This is a genomic window from Granulosicoccus sp. 3-233 (genome assembly GCF_052681095.1).
In genome coordinates, this window is record NZ_JBQYLE010000002.1 from 948,997 (window position 1) to 965,777 (window position 16,781).

The 16,781-nt window shown below is 58.2% G+C and carries 11 protein-coding genes; 7 read left to right on the top strand and 4 right to left on the bottom strand.

The features are described 5' to 3' along the window. Positions 1–348 precede the first annotated feature (348 nt). The 4 genes from ACUNV4_RS08990 to ACUNV4_RS09005 all read right to left on the bottom strand — a co-directional run bounded on the left by ACUNV4_RS08990 (position 349) and on the right by ACUNV4_RS09005 (position 6,220). Complete coding sequence (locus tag ACUNV4_RS08990; protein ID WP_430878178.1) at positions 349–1,506, bottom strand: amidohydrolase; 1,158 nt, start codon at positions 1,504–1,506, stop codon at positions 349–351. Between the two features lie 132 nt (positions 1,507–1,638). After that, a complete protein-coding gene (locus ACUNV4_RS08995) occupies positions 1,639–2,817 on the bottom strand; it encodes an HDOD domain-containing protein (protein ID WP_430878179.1) in 1,179 nt (392 codons plus the stop codon). A 268-nt stretch (positions 2,818–3,085) separates the two neighbouring features. Next, positions 3,086–4,447, bottom strand: coding sequence for a GH1 family beta-glucosidase (locus ACUNV4_RS09000; protein ID WP_430878180.1), 1,362 nt, complete (start codon positions 4,445–4,447; stop codon positions 3,086–3,088). A 96-nt stretch (positions 4,448–4,543) separates the two neighbouring features. Next, a complete protein-coding gene (locus ACUNV4_RS09005; RefSeq protein ID WP_430878181.1) occupies positions 4,544–6,220 on the bottom strand; it encodes a formate--tetrahydrofolate ligase in 1,677 nt (558 codons plus the stop codon). 345 nt (positions 6,221–6,565) lie between these two features. On the opposite strand from ACUNV4_RS09005, the gene ACUNV4_RS09010 reads away from it, so the two are divergent. The 7 genes from ACUNV4_RS09010 (at position 6,566) to ACUNV4_RS09040 (ending at position 16,777) form a co-directional block, all read left to right on the top strand. Continuing rightward, on the top strand, positions 6,566–7,498 hold the full coding sequence (locus tag ACUNV4_RS09010; protein ID WP_430878182.1) for an XdhC family protein: 933 nt from the start codon (positions 6,566–6,568) through the stop codon (positions 7,496–7,498). A 157-nt stretch (positions 7,499–7,655) separates the two neighbouring features. Continuing rightward, on the top strand, positions 7,656–10,109 hold the full coding sequence (locus tag ACUNV4_RS09015) for a Tex family protein (protein WP_430878183.1): 2,454 nt from the start codon (positions 7,656–7,658) through the stop codon (positions 10,107–10,109). A gap of 183 nt (positions 10,110–10,292) precedes the next feature. Continuing rightward, a complete protein-coding gene (locus ACUNV4_RS09020; protein ID WP_430878184.1) occupies positions 10,293–11,243 on the top strand; it encodes an exopolyphosphatase in 951 nt (316 codons plus the stop codon). Positions 11,244–11,490: 247 nt separating this feature from the next. Continuing rightward, positions 11,491–11,757 (top strand): RNA-binding S4 domain-containing protein, encoded by a 267-nt coding sequence (locus ACUNV4_RS09025; protein WP_430878185.1) that lies wholly within the window; start codon positions 11,491–11,493, stop codon positions 11,755–11,757. A 28-nt stretch (positions 11,758–11,785) separates the two neighbouring features. Next, positions 11,786–13,636, top strand: coding sequence for an ATP-binding response regulator (locus ACUNV4_RS09030; protein WP_430878186.1), 1,851 nt, complete (start codon positions 11,786–11,788; stop codon positions 13,634–13,636). A 52-nt stretch (positions 13,637–13,688) separates the two neighbouring features. Beyond that, positions 13,689–14,417, top strand: coding sequence for an ABC transporter ATP-binding protein (locus ACUNV4_RS09035; protein ID WP_430878303.1), 729 nt, complete (start codon positions 13,689–13,691; stop codon positions 14,415–14,417). Next, positions 14,414–16,777, top strand: a complete 2,364-nt coding sequence (locus tag ACUNV4_RS09040) for an ABC transporter permease (RefSeq protein ID WP_430878187.1) — start codon at positions 14,414–14,416, stop codon at positions 16,775–16,777. The genes ACUNV4_RS09035 and ACUNV4_RS09040 overlap by 4 nt, the downstream gene beginning before the upstream one ends. Positions 16,778–16,781 lie beyond the last annotated feature (4 nt).

Consider the following 16,781-nt stretch of genomic DNA (forward strand, 5'->3'; position numbering starts at 1 on the left):
CGGGTCAGAGAATATACCACCATTGCAAAGTCCGGCAATAATATACCACCATTGCAGTGCTGGGCGTCAATTCTCGCAGGCCTGACATCGTGTCAATAATGAACACCTGACGGACCTGGCAATGGTCACCAAGGGCAGAGGGTCAGCCTAACTGAAGCCGCTAACGATGACCATTGACACACTCGAACGATCAGCACTCTGCATGCGCAGTGTCAGCACCTGCTGCCGCGTACTGGCCAGATGGATTCACAAGTGACTACTGACAAGGCTACGGACAGGGTGCAGACAGATTACGGGCAGGGAGCAGGCGGATTGTGGGGAAGTTCGGACAAGGTGCGGGCAGAATCGTCATGGCCTCGAGCAATCGAGAACCCGGTGGATGGTGTCGAGCAGAAGCTCGGTGCCAGTCGGTATCAGGGCATCGGGGAAGTCATAGTCGGGATTGTGCAGCTGTGGCTGAGATTCGCCAGCTCCCAGAAACATCATCGTTGACTTGACACCTTGCAGGGCAAAGCGTCCGAAATCCTCGGACCAGCGCATCGGCTGATCCATTTCATGAATGTCGAGCCCCCGAACCCGTGCAGCCTGACGGGCGATATCCGTGGCTTCGACATCATTCTCCGAGCTCGGAAAAATGTCATGCCAGGTAATGCTGATGTCCAGAGGTTCGCTAATGGCGTCCAGCATCGTTTCTACCTGACCGATCAATTCGGCCATGCCTGTGTCGGTCATGCAGCGCAGAGTCAGACGCATCTCACCTTCACCTGGAGCAACTCCGAACGTCGGCTCGCCCAGTCGCACATGCGTCAATGTGCACAAGGCATAATCGCTATCTGAAATACTGCCGGTACTCAGGGTTGAAAACTGCTGGACAAGGCTGGCCATTGCCTGGCCGGGCGAGATGCCATCTTCAGGTGCTGCGGCGTGGGATGTCTTTCCGTGAAAGCGGATCTGCATTCCTCGCGACGCGCAGTTGGCGGGACCCTGGCGGAGGCCGATCTCGGCCAATGGTCGGCCCGGTACATTATGGTAGGAGAATGCATAGTCTGGCCGAATCTGTGGCCAGCGAGGATCCTCGATAACGGCTTGAGCGCCAACGCCGGTCTCCTCTGCCGGCTGGAACAGCAAGACCACGCGACCTCGGCTGGGTCGCTGCATCAGTCCAAGTCCCACACCCAGAACAATGCACATGTGGCCGTCATGACCGCAGAGGTGTGCCTTGCCCGGAATTTCAGAACGATAGGGAAGGGTGGACTGTTCGACGATGGGTAAGGCGTCCAGTTCGCAGCGGATCATGACTGTTGGTCCGTCCTCCTTGCCGCGGAATTCGGCAGCAACCCCGTGACCGCCCAGATTCTTCCAGATGAGATCGGCACCCATGGTGCTCAGTTCCTGAACGATTCGCGCTGCCGTCTGCTCTTCATGACCAGAGATCTCCGGTTGCCGATGGAAGTCATGGCGCAAGGCGGTCAGCCGGGAAATCTGTGCGGGGGTGAGAGTGTACATGCGGAGCGTATGCGCTTTACCGGGACGTCGCTGGAGCGGGAGTCTACCCCGGTATCATTGCACACTCTGCAGCGTTGCTACAGGGCAGTTGATGACCTCGATACACACTCCATGCGTGTATCTGGTGTGCTTTCAGGCAGCGCGTGAGGATGTATCCGCTGTCAGTTGTTCGATGGCCTTGTAGGCATCCAGCCAGGAGTCGACCACTTTTTCCGGTATGAATTCGTGCAGATAATCCCTGCATGCCTGTTCCTGCTGGGCGTCACTGGTCTGTGTGAAGTTCGCTTGCAGATAGCGGATGCTGTGCAGAACCATCAGCGGTGTGATGATATCCACACTGCGTGGTGGTGATTCGTTCTGCAAGGCAACGGCCTCCACGACGGCGTCGGGCATGAACCAGCCATGCAGTATGCTGGCGCCAACCAGCTCCGGACTCAAGGAACCATCGAGTACGGCATTCTGTTTCTGTACGGCGGTGACCAGTTCACCCACATTGGACATCATGCCGGCGATCTGGCAGTGATCAACCGAGCTTCTGGGCAGTCTGGCGTAGCGGGCGAACTGGTTGCACAGCGCGCCGATGCGCATTGCTTCGCTGTTGAGCTGGGACAGACGGCTTGCACTGAGTGTGCTGCCATCGAAACGGGCAAACACCTTGGTGGTGAGAGTGATGTTCTTGATCAGGTGCACACCGAGCAGTGTTACCGCCTGGCCAACCGACTCAACGCGTTTGTTGATACCGTAAAACGCCGAATTGACGACTTTCAGTACCGTGAGAGTCAGTCCCGTGTCGCTTTCGACGATCTCGCCGACCTTCAGCAAGGAGCTGTGAGGGGAGGACAACTCCTGCATCATCTGATCGTAAATGGCCGGTATGGCCGGTATCGAGGATACCGAGCTCATGTATTTCTTCAGATTGTCGGCTTGCATCGACTGGCGAAGTCGCATGGAGCGTTCGATGGTTGTGGCCAGATGAGCGGCGCAGAAAGGTTTCAGCAGAAACCTCTGGTTGGCCCGTGCGTTGCCAAGGACGGCTTCGGTATCGGCATTGGCTGTCAGAGTCAGCCGGATGGTCTGTTCGTTTTCCACACGAATCTGTTCGAGCAGGTCGAAACTGGCCATGTCCTTCAGATTGGCCTCGCAAACGATGACGTCAATGGCTTTGCTGCCAACGGCTGCGGCAATGAGTTGCAGTGTCTTGCTGCCGGAATCCGCGTGCTCGACGGTCCAGTCGGGACGTTCGGCGGCCAGCGCCTGGCAGGCTTCCTGCCCGGCATTGGTGTCACTGTCTACGATCAGAATATTGCTCATTCTTGCACTCGAGCCTCCATGTGGGGTGCCAGACACAGCCGGCAATAAGCTCGGCAAGCAATGACTCAGATAACAATCAGCGCAAGCAGTGCCTCCGGCTTGTGGGGCAAACTCCTACAAGTTCTCTGCCAAGATCGCATCGAGCATAACCCTGTGCCCTGGTTTCTCGACCAGCGCCGCAACAGAGCCGAGTGTCATGCTCGATCATGGCCGCAAGGGCGAAGCCTGGGGCACAGGCTCATCCCCGAGGGAGAGTGCACGTTGAAGGTCAGCGGTTTTCTTCGATCAGCGCCTGATACCAGTGCGCACTTTGCTTGAGCGTGCGTTTCTGGGTTTCATAGTCGACATGTATCAGACCGAAACGCATGTTGTAGCCTTCGGCCCACTCGAAATTGTCCATCAGACTCCAGGCGAAATAACCTCGCACGTCGACACCAGCCTGCATGGCGTCGCGAACAGCTGCCAGGTGTTGCTGCATGTAATCGATGCGTGGCTGGTCTTCAACCTTGCCGTTCTGTACGCCATGGTTGTACGCCGCGCCGTTTTCGGTGATGTAACACGGAGGCAGGGTGTAGCGATCGTTGATATCCACCAGAAGGTCGTGGAAGCTGCGTCCGTCGACTTCCCAACCGATATCCGTCCGGACAACATCCGGATTGTCGATCTGAATGCTGGCCGGGTAATCCGCTTGCGAGTTGTTGGCATCGGCGATGTGGAACGGGGTGTAGTAGTTCAGACCCCAGTAATCCAGTGGCTGCGCAATGGTTCTCATCTCATCCTGCCAGCCCTCTGGCAGGCGATCACCCAGATGCTCGATGGCTTCGGCCGGGTACTCGCCCTTGAACAAGGGGTCGAGAAACAGGCCGTTGTGAAACGTGCCATGCCGTCTGCAGGCCTCGATGTCACGGTCCCGATCGGTGGCCGGGTACAGAGACTGCAGGTTCAGAACGATGCCCAGTGGCACCGTGTCACGACTGGCGCGCATCGCCTGAACGGACAGACCGTGAGCGACATGCTGGCCATGCAGCACGGCCAGGGCGGAGTCGAGGTTCTTTTCCCCAGGTGCATGTATGCCGTACAGATGACTGAGGATGGACGAACACCAGGGCTCATTGAAGGTGGATACCGCACTGATCCGGTCACCGAAATGATCCATGACCGTTGCGGCGTAGTGTGCGAAGGCATCGGCGGTGGCGCGGTTTTTCCAGCCGCCCTTGTCGGCAAGCGCTTGCGGCAGATCCCAGTGGTAGAGCGTGGGATAGGCCTTCAATCCGCGTTCCAGACAGCCGTCTATCAGTCGGTCATAGAAGGCGAGTCCGCGATCGTTGAGCTGTCCGCTACCACGCGGAAACAGGCGGGGCCAGGCTATCGAGAAGCGGTAGGCGTCGACACCCAGAGAGGCCGTCAGATCGAGATCCGAAGCCCAGCGATGATAATGATCGCAGGCGACATCGCCGGTATCGCCGTTGTGAACCCGCCCGGGCGTATGTGAAAACGTATCCCAGATGGAGGCACCGCGCCCATCTTCCAGAACCGCCCCTTCTATCTGATAGGCGGCTGTTGCGACGCCGAACAGGAAATCGGCTGGAAACTGCAGATCGCCTATGGCGTCATCTGATTCGTATGACATGCTGGACAATGGAAGCAATGGCAGGGCCGGAAGGAGCCCTGCCATATCTTGACACATTCATGCCCTCGCGTGAGGCGTGCAGCCGCCAGCAGGTGTTCAGAACAGTCCTTCGATCTGTCCTGAATCATTGAGCCGGATGACTTCGGCTGACGGCACTTTGGGCAATCCGGGCATCGTCATGATCTCGCCACAGACCACGACAACAAACCCGGCTCCAGCCGAGAGGCGTACCTCTCTGATCGGCACCGAATGCCCCGTCGGTGCACCACGCAGGTTCTGATCAGTCGAGAAGCTGTATTGCGTCTTTGCCATGCAGATCGGCAGATGTCCGTACCCGGCATTTTCCCATTGGCGAAGCTGCTCACGCACCTTCTTGTCCGCCAGTACATCATCGGCGCGGTATATGCGCTTGGCAATGGTTTCGATCTTTTCGAACAACGGCATGTCATCAGGATAGAGCGGACTGAACTGGGAGGAACCGGAATCGGCTATGGCGGCGATGCGTGTCGCCAGCTCCCGCGTTCCCTCCGAGCCCTGCGCCCAGTGCTTGCAGACAATGGCCTCTGAACCGAGTGTACGGACGAATTGTCTGATCGCATCGATTTCAGACTCGGTGTCGGTGACGAAATGATTGATGGCGACAACCACCGGCACACCGAAGGATTTGACATTTTCCACATGCCGACCCAGATTGGCACAGCCTTGTTTCACGGCCTGGATATTCTCTTCACCGAGATCCTCGCGCGCCACGCCGCCATTCATCTTCATGGCCCTTACCGTGGCCACGACCACCACGGCATCGGGTGACAGGCCTGCCTTGCGGCATTTGATGTTCATGAATTTCTCGGCACCCAGGTCGGCACCGAAACCGGCCTCGGTGACCACGTAGTCGGCAAGCTTCAATGCCGTTTGTGTGGCTACCACCGAATTGCAACCGTGCGCAATGTTGGCAAAGGGGCCGCCGTGGACGAAGGCCGGATTGTTCTCCAGCGTCTGTACCAGATTGGGTTGCATGGCATCCTTGAGCAATACCGTCATGGCCCCATCGGCCTTGAGATCCCGGCAGTACACTGGGCTCAGATCTCGGCGATAGGCGATGATGATATCGCCCAGACGTTGCTCCAGATCTTCCAGACTGCTTGCCAGACAGAGGATCGCCATGACTTCGGATGCCACCGTGATATCGAAACCGGCTTCGCGCGGAAAACCGTTGGTAGCCCCTCCCAGGCTGGTTGTGATCTGTCGCAGCGCGCGATCATTCATGTCGACAACGCGGCGCCAGACGACTCGCCGTGAATCGATCTCCAGACTGTTGCCCCAGTAGATATGATTGTCGATCATGGCCGACAACAGGTTGTGTGCCGAGGTGATGGCATGAAAGTCGCCGGTGAAATGCAGGTTCATGTCTTCCATCGGTATGACCTGCGCATAGCCGCCTCCGGCGGCACCTCCCTTCATGCCGAAGCACGGTCCCAGCGATGCTTCGCGAATGCAGATGGCCGTCTTCTTGCCGATGGCATTCAAGCCATCGCCCAGGCCCACGGTGGTGGTGGTCTTGCCCTCACCGGCAGGCGTGGGGTTGATGGCAGTCACCAGAATCAACTTGCCATCGGGCCTGTCCTTCAGTGATGCGATGAATTCGGCCGACACCTTGGCCTTGTCGTGGCCGTAGGGAAGCAGATGTTCACTATCGATACCCAGCTTCTCGCCGATTTCCTGAATCGGTTGACTGGTTGCGGCGCGTGCAATCTCGATGTCGGTCAGATGCGTCATGGGTGTGGTGATCCTCTTGGCGGTGACAGTGCCGTCAGAATGACTGAATTGACAGGGGTCAGGTATCCCGGGAAGGTCGCAAACATGTCTGACGGGGACACGGCGATGCCTGATGGCTGCGCGGAGCGTGATCAGTCGGCTCTACCCCAGCGACAGAGTGCAGTGGTAATCTGTCAGACGAGAATTCATGGACACTGATGACGGCATGCTCCAGTTCGATGCAATCAAGACGAAGGTTTGCGGTGTGGCCACTGAACCGGGATGTCCGGCTGCGCCGTTTGCCGCATCCGCGGTGGTCGGGATCCATGCTGCGGGTTGCGCCTGCCGATGAGCACGAGTCTCGGTATGAAGAACGGTGCCCTCGAGGTACTGGAACAGGCACTGGTCTGGTTGCAGGCGGGTCATGGAGTGGAACTTGTCACGGTGGTTCGCACCTGGGGATCATCGCCACGTCCGGTCGGTTCGATTGCGGCCGTACGTGATGACGGTGTACTGGTGGGCTCGGTCTCGGGCGGTTGTGTCGAAAAGCAGTTGTCGGAGAGCTTTCGCGGGCAGGCGGCGTCCCGTGCTCACACCCACAAGGTGGATGATGAGGAAGCCCGGCGATTCGGGCTGGCCTGCGGTGGTGAACTGGAGCTGGTTTTCGAAACACTGGACAGTGCTGCTGCGCTGCTGGATCTGCTGGAACGGCTCGGCAGGCGAGAGCGGGTACGACGCGAAGTCAGCATCGGTAACAGTGAGGCGACCCTGGCACCGGCAAGTCGCAGTGATCGATTCGGCTGGGACGGACAGCTCATGCGACAGATTTTTGGCCCCTCCTGGCGATTGCTGATCGTCGGTGCCGGGCAGCTGTCGCGTTTTGCGGCGGAGTTCGGACAGGCCATCGATTTCGAAGTGCTGGTGGTGGAACCCCGGGAACATTTCCGGGAAGCCTGGAACGTCCCCTCCGTTGCCATTCTGTCAGACAGCCCGGATGATGCGGTTCTGCAATTTGCCAATGATCCGCACAGTGCGGTGCTGGCACTGACACATGATCCCAATATCGACGATCTGGCCTTGCTGGAAGCCTTGCCGGGCAAGGCGTTCTATGTCGGTGCACTGGGCTCGGTGCGAAATTACGAAAAGCGTGTCAAACGTCTGGCAGGTCTGGATGTGCCTGCCGATGCGATAGCTCGCCTGCGAGGCCCGATCGGGCTGTCCATCGGCAGTCGCACATCTGCCGAGATTGCCATCTCGATCATGGCCGAGCTGATTCAGGTCAGACATTCACTGGGCTGATAACACTCTCGCAAGCGCCAGCTGACGGCAACTGGCACGTCAGACGCCCCATGGCGGGTGCGTTGTCGAGTTCCTGCCAATATACTTCTACACTTCGATCTCCTGCATACCTGTCTTCCAACGACAGGCACGACAAACACACAATCACGAAATTGACATGAGCGATATTGCAAGCCTCGCAAGCAATCGTATTACCTCCCAGATCGCACAGGCAGTAGAGGCCGGTGAACATCAGGTACGCGCGGCCATCGAACTGCTGGATGGTGGTGCCACGGTGCCCTTCATCTCTCGTTATCGCAAGGAGCTCACCGGTGGCCTCACGGATAACCAGCTCAGAACACTGGAAGAGCGCCTGGGGTATCTGCGTGAGCTTGATGATCGGCGCGCGACCATCATGGCGTCCATTGACGAGCAGGGCAAACTCGATGCCGCACTGCGGCAGAAGATTCATGACGCCGCCACCAAGGCCGAGCTGGAAGATCTCTACCTGCCGTACAAGAAGAAGCGCAGGACCAAGGGGCAGATTGCCATCGAGGCCGGATTGCTGCCGCTGGCGGAATTGCTCTGGCAAGAGCCCATGGTGGACCCCGCCAGCGAAGCGGAAAAGTATCTGACCCCCTCACCGGAGGCCGATGACAAGGAAGCCATCAGAGATGCCAAGGCAGCACTGGATGGCGCTCGCGCCATTCTGATGGAGCGTTTTGCCGAAGATGCTTCCCTGATTGCACGACTGCGCGAATTGCTGCAGAACCAGGGGTTTCTGTGTGCGTCTCTGGTCAAGGGGCAGGAGCAGGAAGGTGCCAATTTTCGTGACTATTTCGATCATCAGGAGGCGCTGGCACGGGTCCCCGGCCATCGCGCCCTTGCCATGTTTCGAGGGCGCACCGAAGGGGCCTTGTCGCTGAGTCTGCAACTGAAACAGGGCGATGAATTCGGTGATGATGGTTGTGTCAACCTGGTGGGGTCGCATCTGGGCTTTCGTCATGAGGGACGCCCGGCGGATGACTGGCGCCAGCAGGTGGTGGCATGGACCTGGAAGATCAAGTTGTCACTGCATCTGGAAACCGAGTTGCTCGGCGCATTGCGTGCCCGGGCCGATGCAGAGGCCATCAGCGTGTTTGCCGCCAATCTGCAGGACCTGTTGCTCGCAGCACCTGCCGGACCTCGGCCGACACTGGGACTGGATCCGGGTTATCGATCCGGCGTCAAGGTGACCGTCATTGATGCTACCGGCAAGGTGGTCGATCACACCGCCATCTATCCACACAAGCCGCAACAGCAGTGGGCGCAATCGATGGCGACACTGGGCGCCCTGTGTACCAGACACTCGGTGGAGCTCATTGCGATCGGTAACGGCACCGCCAGTCGTGAAACCGAGAAGCTGGCCGATGAGCTCATTGCCGGCATGCGCAAGGGGGCTGCCGGGCAATCTCGACTGATGACGAAGGTGGTCGTGTCCGAGGCCGGCGCCTCCGTCTATTCCGCATCGAAACAGGCCGAGGATGAGTTTCCGGATCTGGACGTGACCATTCGCGGAGCCATCTCGATTGCCAGGCGTCTGCAGGATCCTCTGGCGGAACTGGTCAAGATCGATCCGAAGGCCATCGGCGTCGGTCAGTACCAGCACGATGTCTCGCAGACCGCACTGGCCAAAAGCCTGGATGCCACCGTGGAAGATTGCGTGAACTCGGTTGGGGTGGATCTGGACACGGCCTCGGCAGCCTTGCTGTCGCGTGTGGCAGGCCTCACCCCCACACTGGCCAGCAACATCGTGGCCTATCGTGATGAGATGGGCAAGTTTTCCAGTCGCAAGGAATTGAAGAAGGTTCCGCGTCTCGGGCCCAAGGCCTTCGAGCAGGCGGCGGGCTTCCTGCGCATTCCCAATGGTCGCGACCCCCTGGATGCGTCCGGAGTACACCCTGAAGCCTACCCGGTGGTTGAACGCATCATCAAGGACACCGGCAAATCGCTGGAACAACTGATTGGCGACACTGCTTATCTGAAGTCGCTCGATGCGGCAAAGTACACCGATGAGCAATTCGGTCTGCCGACCGTGCAGGATATTCTCAAGGAACTGGAGAAACCGGGTCGCGATCCCCGGCCGGAATTCCGGGCAGTGCAATTTGCCGAGGGTGTCGAGAAGGTCAGCGATCTGGTTCCCAATCAGGTACTGGAAGGCAAGGTGACCAATGTGACTGCCTTCGGTGCCTTCGTCGATGTCGGTGTGCATCAGGATGGCCTGGTCCATATTTCGGCACTCAGCGAGACCTACGTCAAGGATCCTCGGGATGTGGTCAAGGCCGGGGATATCGTCAAGGTCAAGGTCATGGCCGTCGATGTCGAACGACAGCGTATCGGGCTCTCCATGCGCCTGAGTGATGATGCGGAGAGCGCCGGTGGACGGCCCGCTGCACGTGATTCAGGGGCCCGCTCCGGTGAACGGAACCCGCGAGGCAGTCGATCCGGGCAGCGCCCGGACTCGCGTGATCGCCTTAACGGCGGTTCTTCTCAGGGACGTCAGAAGGGGGCCGGCAATTCGTTCAGCGGCAACAGCGAACAACCTTCGGCACTTGCCCTGTCTCTGAAGGCAGCTCTGGAAGGCAGCAAATAGTCTTCCGCGCAAGGCATCGGCGTTGCGAACGGGCCTGGCTGCAGATCCTGCCAGGCCTGTTATTCTGTGAACTGGATTGCACTCCGGAGTCAGCAAAGTCGCAGTTTTCCCGAGTCGGCTCAACCCGTCAGTGAAGTCGCCGATTCCAGTTCACAGACAATTGCTGATGATTGAAACCTTCTGATGACCGATTTCTATCGACTTGTGACACGCAGTGACTTTGATGGACTAGTCTGCGCTGTCTTGCTGAAGCATCTGGACATGATCGATGATATCGAGTTTGTCCATCCCAAGGACATGCAGGACGGCAAGATCGAGATCGGTCCGCGTGATATCACCACCAATCTGCCGTATGTGGCGGGCGCGCACATGGTGTTCGATCACCATGAATCGGAAACCCGTCGGAATGACACCAGTGTCGACAACTATGTCATCGACGCCGAGGCTCCGTCGGCGGCGCGTGTCGTCTGGAAGCATTTCGGGGGGCATGCCACCTTTCCCGAGAGCTGGGACGAAATGATGGAAGCGGTTGACAAGGCCGACTCCGCGCAGTTCAGCATGCAGGAAGTGCTGGAACCCACGGGTTGGGAACTGCTCAACATGCTGATGGATTCACGTACGGGTCTGGGCCGCTTTCGCGAGTTCCGCATTTCCAACTACGCGCTGATGATGTCCCTGATCGATTACTGCAAGGAATCCACCATCGACGAGATCCTCGCTCTGCCCGACGTACGCGAACGCATAGAACTGTACGAAGAGCACCAGGCCGCATTCAAGGAGCAGATTCTGCGTTGCAGTACGGTTCACGGCAATCTGGTCGTGCTGGATCTGCGCAATGAAGAGACCATTCATCCGGGCAGTCGATTCAGCATCTACGCACTGTTTCCACAATGCAATATCTCCATTCACCAACTGTGGGGTTTCCGCCAGCAGAACACGGTCTTCGCCACCGGCAAATCGATCTTCGATCGTAGTTGCAAGACACATGTCGGCGAGTTGATGCTGCGGTATGGCGGTGGCGGGCATGCTGCTGCCGGTACCTGTCAGATCGACAATGACAAGGCCGATGAGGTGTTGCAGGAGCTGATAACCACCATCAATGCCAATGAAATGGATCTGGCAAAAGCCAGTTGATCTTGGTGCACGGTGTAGCCTGTTTCCACGGTGAAACAGGTTTCGGCGTGCGGGTAGCGACTCACGGAACACAGAGTCATTGATCGCCAGCGGTGTTGCGGTCCCGATCGTACCCGCTTGTTACAATTCGACACAGAAACGTCACTTGCTTTTACCTTTCAGGCTGTTATTAAGTTTAGGTTAGCGGTTTCCCCGCTCGGTGCGCTCGGTGTACTCTGAGCGCTGAAACGCAAGTAGATACTCAGACATGTCTGTACAGACTCCGGCTCCATCCAACGACGAAGCAGAAAGCTGCTCCACGGTATTCCTGCGTAGCGAGCCGGTGGAGCTGTACAAGATCCTCAAGTTCGAAGGGCTTGCGGCAAGTGGGGCCGAAGCCAAGCTGCTGATTGACGAGGGACTGGTGCAGGTCAATGGCGAAGACGAATTCCGTCGGCGTCGCAAGATCGTGAACAACGACCGCATTCACTTCGATGGCCGCCTGTATCGAGTCGTTACCGATGCCGACGGTTGACGCTCAGAGCGAGCTTGTCGGGAGGCCCTTGCCAGTATGGCAACAGCGGGAGCAGGGCACCCAGATCGACAAGTTCATCTTGCTGTGCAGCAACCTTGTCTGGATCATCTCCGGGTCGGTGCTGGCAGCGCTGGCGCTGTTCGTGGCCTTGCATGATCAGTTGCCCCTGCACTTCCGGCTGACCTGGCTGATCGTGGTTCTGACGATCAGCGCCGTGAGGTTCAGGTGTCTGCGACACTGGAACCAGACAAGCACCACGGCGGAGAATGTCAAGGGACGCATTGTGCTTGCCACCTTGTTGTCGTTCTCCTTTGCCTGCTGTTTCGGTGTCATCTCGTTCTTTGCTGTCTCCGAGAACGACCCTCTGGGAAATCTGCTGGTCGTCATGATGGTTACCGGGCTGGTGGCCAGTGCAACCGCGGCGGTGGTTCATCTGTTGCCGATGTACGTCATGTACATCTTTCCCATCATGCTGCCGGTGGCGTATCGCTTTTCCGGGTTCGAACAGGTTGGATACCACTGGATTGCCGGTCTGATTCTGCTCTATCTCTTCATCACGCTGGGTATCTCTCGCAGTATCCGCGGATCGATCGTGCAGTCGATCAACATGCGATACGAGAACCAGAACCTGCTGGAAAGTCTGCGTGAACAGAAGCAGCGGGCAGAGGCTGCGCTGGAGCTGGCAGAGCAGGCCAATCACGCCAAATCGAAATTTCTGGCCGCCGCAAGCCATGATCTGCGCCAGCCACTGCACTCGCTGCGTCTGTTCACGGCCACACTGGAATTGCAGACCCGCGATACGCAGCACAAGACGCTGGTATCGCAGATCGATTCATCGGTGAAATCTCTGGAAGATCTGTTCAATGCCTTGCTGGATATCTCCAAACTCGATGCCGGCACCTTGTCTGTCGAAAAGAAGGATATCTATCTTGACAGTCTGCTTGCGCAGATCGAAGGGGAATTCAAGCCGCTTGCTGCGGAGAAGCAGCTGTTTTTCGATGTGGAGCTGGCTGACCATGTGATCTTCACGGATGCATTGTTGCTGGAACGCCTGATCCGCAACCTGGCCAGTAACGCCATACGCTATACCGAGGAAGGCGGGGTGGTGCTGAGCACCCGGGTGGAAAGAGGTCGTGTCTGGTTGTCCATCGAGGATACCGGGGTTGGCATTCCGGAGGCAGACAGAAAGCGGATTTTCGAGGAATTCGTGCAATTGGGCAATGTCGAGCGGGACAGGAACCAGGGTATCGGCCTGGGCTTGTCGATCGTCAAGCGACTGGCCGCTCTGTTGAGCGTGGAAATCCGCACGGAATCCACAGACGGAGGCGGCGCACGATTTCTGGTCGGCATGCCTCTGGGTGATCGCTCGAAGTGTCAATATCTGCCTGTCGGCTTTGTGGAAACGCCTGGCGAGCAGGTAGATTCCCTGTTCGTTCTGGTCATCGATGATGAAGAGGAAGTCTGCCTGGCGATAGAGGGCTTGCTCGAGACCTGGGGATGCATTGTCATGACCGCCGTTTCCGGTGACGCTGCCTTGCAGCAACTGGATGAAATCGGTGAGATGCCGGACGTTGTCATCAGTGACTACCGCCTGCGGCAGGGAGAGACCGGTGGCGATGTCATCCGGCGCATCCGCGAGCATCTTCAGACCGAGATTCCAGCCATCATCCTGACCGGGGATATTGCCCCCGAGCGATTGAAGGACATCAAGCTGCTCGGTTACCCGATGCTGCACAAACCCTGCGAACCCGATATGCTGAGAAAACTGTTGGCAAGTGCAGCCTCCTCCAGAGTGTTGCCCGCGTCCAATGATCCTCGAGAACCGGAGGACGACAATGACTCTGTGCAGGGGACATCAATCCGGGTTGGTGAACGCTGACGACAGTGCCAGCCAGGCAACGGCATCCCGCCACAACCCCGGGAGTGCCGACATGCAGGCAGCAGGACATGCACGGCATTCGCTGATCTATCGGGTATCGGGCCTGAGCAAGACCTATGGTGAGGGTCGCTCGGTGGTGCATGCCTTGCGTGGTGTCGATCTGGATATCCCCCAGGGCGAGATTGTCGTGCTGCTGGGGCCTTCAGGCAGTGGCAAATCAACGCTACTCAACATCATCGGCGGACTGGATCGGCCAAGCCAGGGCAGCGTTCATTTTCACGATCGGAATCTGAGCGATATGACCGATGCTCAGCTGACGCGGTACCGGCGCGAGCATATCGGCTTCGTCTTTCAGTTTTACAACCTGATGCCCAGCCTGACGGCCAGAGAGAATGTCGAGCTGGTTACCGAAATCGCTCGTGATCCCATGGATCCTGATGAGGCCCTGGCCATGGTCGGTCTTGAAGCACGAGTCGATCATTTCCCCTCACAGCTCTCTGGCGGTGAACAACAACGAGTTGCCATTGCCCGCGCCGTTGCCAAGCAACCGGCAGTACTGTTCTGTGATGAACCGACCGGTGCTCTGGACAGCAAGACCGGGAGGGCGGTACTGCAGGTGTTGCAGGAGGTCAACGAATCACTGGGAACTACCGTTCTCATCGTCACTCACGCCGCTTCGCAGGCAGCAATGGCCGATCGGGTGATCCATTTTTCCGATGGAGGTGTCCGTGAAATCATTCTGAATGCAGACAGGTCCTCGCCCGATCAGATCGAGTGGTGAACCCGCTTGATCGCAAGCTGCTGCGTGATCTGCGGCGCATGCGAGGTCAGGTTCTGGCCATCGGCATGGTCATCGCCATGGGGGTGATGATGCTGGTCATGATGAGTGGCCTTGTCTCCTCGTTGACCGAGACGCGAGCAGCCTATTACGAGCGCTACCGTCTGGCGGACATCTTTGCGCCTGTCACCCGGGCACCTGAGGCAATACTGGCAAGGCTTGCATCGATTGATGGCGTGGCCTCGGTCGAAGGCAGGGTCATTGGTGCTGGTCTGGTCAATCCTGAGGGCTCGGACCTGCCGGTGCAGGTACGCGCAGTGTCGCTTCCGGACTCTGGTGACCCCGGACTCAACGACATCTACCTGACTGACGGGCGGCGTCAGGACAGTCACCGACGCGACGAAATCCTGCTGTTGCGCAACTTTGCGCAGGCATGGGGCTTGCGTCCGGGTGATCAGCTGTCAGTCACCCTGAATGGTCTTCGGCGTACTCTGCGTATTGCCGGGCTTGCAGAATCTCCCGAGTTTCTCTACACCCCGGCCCCGAGTGAGCTGGTGCCTGATGATGCCCGATTCGCTGTTATCTGGATGAGCCATGCAGCAATGGCTGCCACCTTCGACATGCAGGGAGCCATCAACGAGGTGCTCCTGGCGTTGTCACGGGGAGCGAAGCAAGCAGCCGTGCTGGCGGCGGTGGATCGCATGCTGGCGCCTCATGGCGGCTCGGGGGCCTATCCGCTCGCCGATCAGGTGTCGAATCGCTTCATCACGGAGGAGATCGAAGGTCTGTCTGCGGCAGCCGTGGGCGTACCACCGATCTTCATGGCGGTTGCCGCCTTTCTGCTTTATATCGTCATCAGCAGAATGGTACATGCCGAGCGAACAGAGATCGGCCTGATGAAGGCATTCGGCTACAGCAACACAGAAGTCGCCTTGCATTATCTGAAGATGGTCATGCTCATCGCTTCGGGTGGCGCATTGCTGGGCTGTATTCTGGGTATTGTCGCCGGGCGCGCGATGATTCAGGTGTACGCGGCCTATTACCAGTTTCCGTTTCTGGTCTTTCAGCTTGAACCGTCTTCTTTTGTTGCCGGCATCGGTGTTGCATTGGCGGCCGCTGTCAGTGGCGGGCTGCTGGTTCTGCGTCAGGTATTCGCTCTGACGCCAGCCAGTGCCATGCAGGCGGCTGCACCGCAGGATTTCAGTCGAGCAGGGCGCTTTGGCGGGACATTGAACCGCCTGCTCGACCAACCCACTCGAATGGTCTGGCGTCGTGTCAGTCGACAACCGGGTCGTATGGCAGGGGCGGTTTTGGGCATTGCCTGCGGTATGGCCCTTTCCCTGTCCATGCTGACGATGCTTGCAGGATTCGATCGTACCATTCAGCTGGCTTTCGGCGTGGTGGACCGTAGCGATATCACGGTCACTTTCATTCACCCGTTGTCCGACACCTCGCTTCACGAACTGCAACGTCTGCCAGGCGTGCTGCAGGTTCAGGCGATGAGGACCGTGTCTGCCACCTTGCGACATGGTCTGTACAGCTATCGTGGTGCCATCGAGGGTATTCCGGCAGAGGCCAGCCTGTACCGGGCGGTCGATAGCAATCTTGCAGGTATCATCATGCAGCCTGGTGGCATCACCCTGTCCCGTTCACTGGCTGATTGGCTTCATGTTGCCCCCGGTGACACCCTGACGGTTGAGGTGCGAGATGCTCACCAAGCTGTGTTGCAACTGCCTGTGACGGGAATAGCAGAGAGTCTGTTGGGTTCGCCGGCGTATATGGATCTGAATGCCCTGAATCGAGCCCTGCGTGAGCCGCATCGAGTCTCCGGTGCCTATCTGAGCATCGATGCCATGGCAGCTGCATCGATTTACCGAGCCTTGCGTGATCTGCCCTCGGTTGCCGGTGTCAGTCGTCAGGCGGACGCCAGTCTGGCCTTCAGGAAACTGATGGACTCGGGGGCAGGTGCCATTCGTTATGTGATGGGGGCCATCGCCTTTGTCATCACCTTCGGCATCGTGTACAACACGGCACGCATCGCCCACGCCGAACGAGCCCACGATCTGGCCAGCCTGCGTGTTCTCGGCTTCACTCGCGCGGAAGTCGCTTTCGTTCTTCTGGGTGAGCTGCTTGTAGTGACGCTGGCAGCGCTGCCGCTGGGTGCCATACTGGGCTTTTACCTGTCATTCGGCATTGCAGCCGGTTTTTCCACGGATCTCTACCAGATACCTGTTGTCGTGGATCCGGGCAGTCATGGTTTTGCAATCCTTGTCGTGATCACTGCGGCCGTCACATCCGGCTGGCTGGTGAAGCGGGATATCGACCGCATCGACATGGTGTCGGCATTGAAAACGAAGGAGTAGAGCG

Excerpts from the sequence above, each read along its gene's own strand:
- ACUNV4_RS09020 (WP_430878184.1), top strand. The coding sequence starts at position 10,293 with ATGACCGATTTCTATCGACTTGTGACACGCAGTGACTTTGATGGACTA.
- ACUNV4_RS09010 (WP_430878182.1), top strand. The coding sequence starts at position 6,566 with ATGAAGAACGGTGCCCTCGAGGTACTGGAACAGGCACTGGTCTGGTTG.
- ACUNV4_RS09015 (WP_430878183.1), top strand. The coding sequence starts at position 7,656 with ATGAGCGATATTGCAAGCCTCGCAAGCAATCGTATTACCTCCCAGATC.
- ACUNV4_RS08990 (WP_430878178.1), bottom strand. The coding sequence starts at position 1,506 with ATGTACACTCTCACCCCCGCACAGATTTCCCGGCTGACCGCCTTGCGC.
- ACUNV4_RS09005 (WP_430878181.1), bottom strand. The coding sequence starts at position 6,220 with ATGACGCATCTGACCGACATCGAGATTGCACGCGCCGCAACCAGTCAA.
- ACUNV4_RS08995 (WP_430878179.1), bottom strand. The coding sequence starts at position 2,817 with ATGAGCAATATTCTGATCGTAGACAGTGACACCAATGCCGGGCAGGAA.
- ACUNV4_RS09035 (WP_430878303.1), top strand. The coding sequence starts at position 13,689 with ATGCAGGCAGCAGGACATGCACGGCATTCGCTGATCTATCGGGTATCG.
- ACUNV4_RS09000 (WP_430878180.1), bottom strand. The coding sequence starts at position 4,447 with ATGTCATACGAATCAGATGACGCCATAGGCGATCTGCAGTTTCCAGCC.
- ACUNV4_RS09025 (WP_430878185.1), top strand. The coding sequence starts at position 11,491 with ATGTCTGTACAGACTCCGGCTCCATCCAACGACGAAGCAGAAAGCTGC.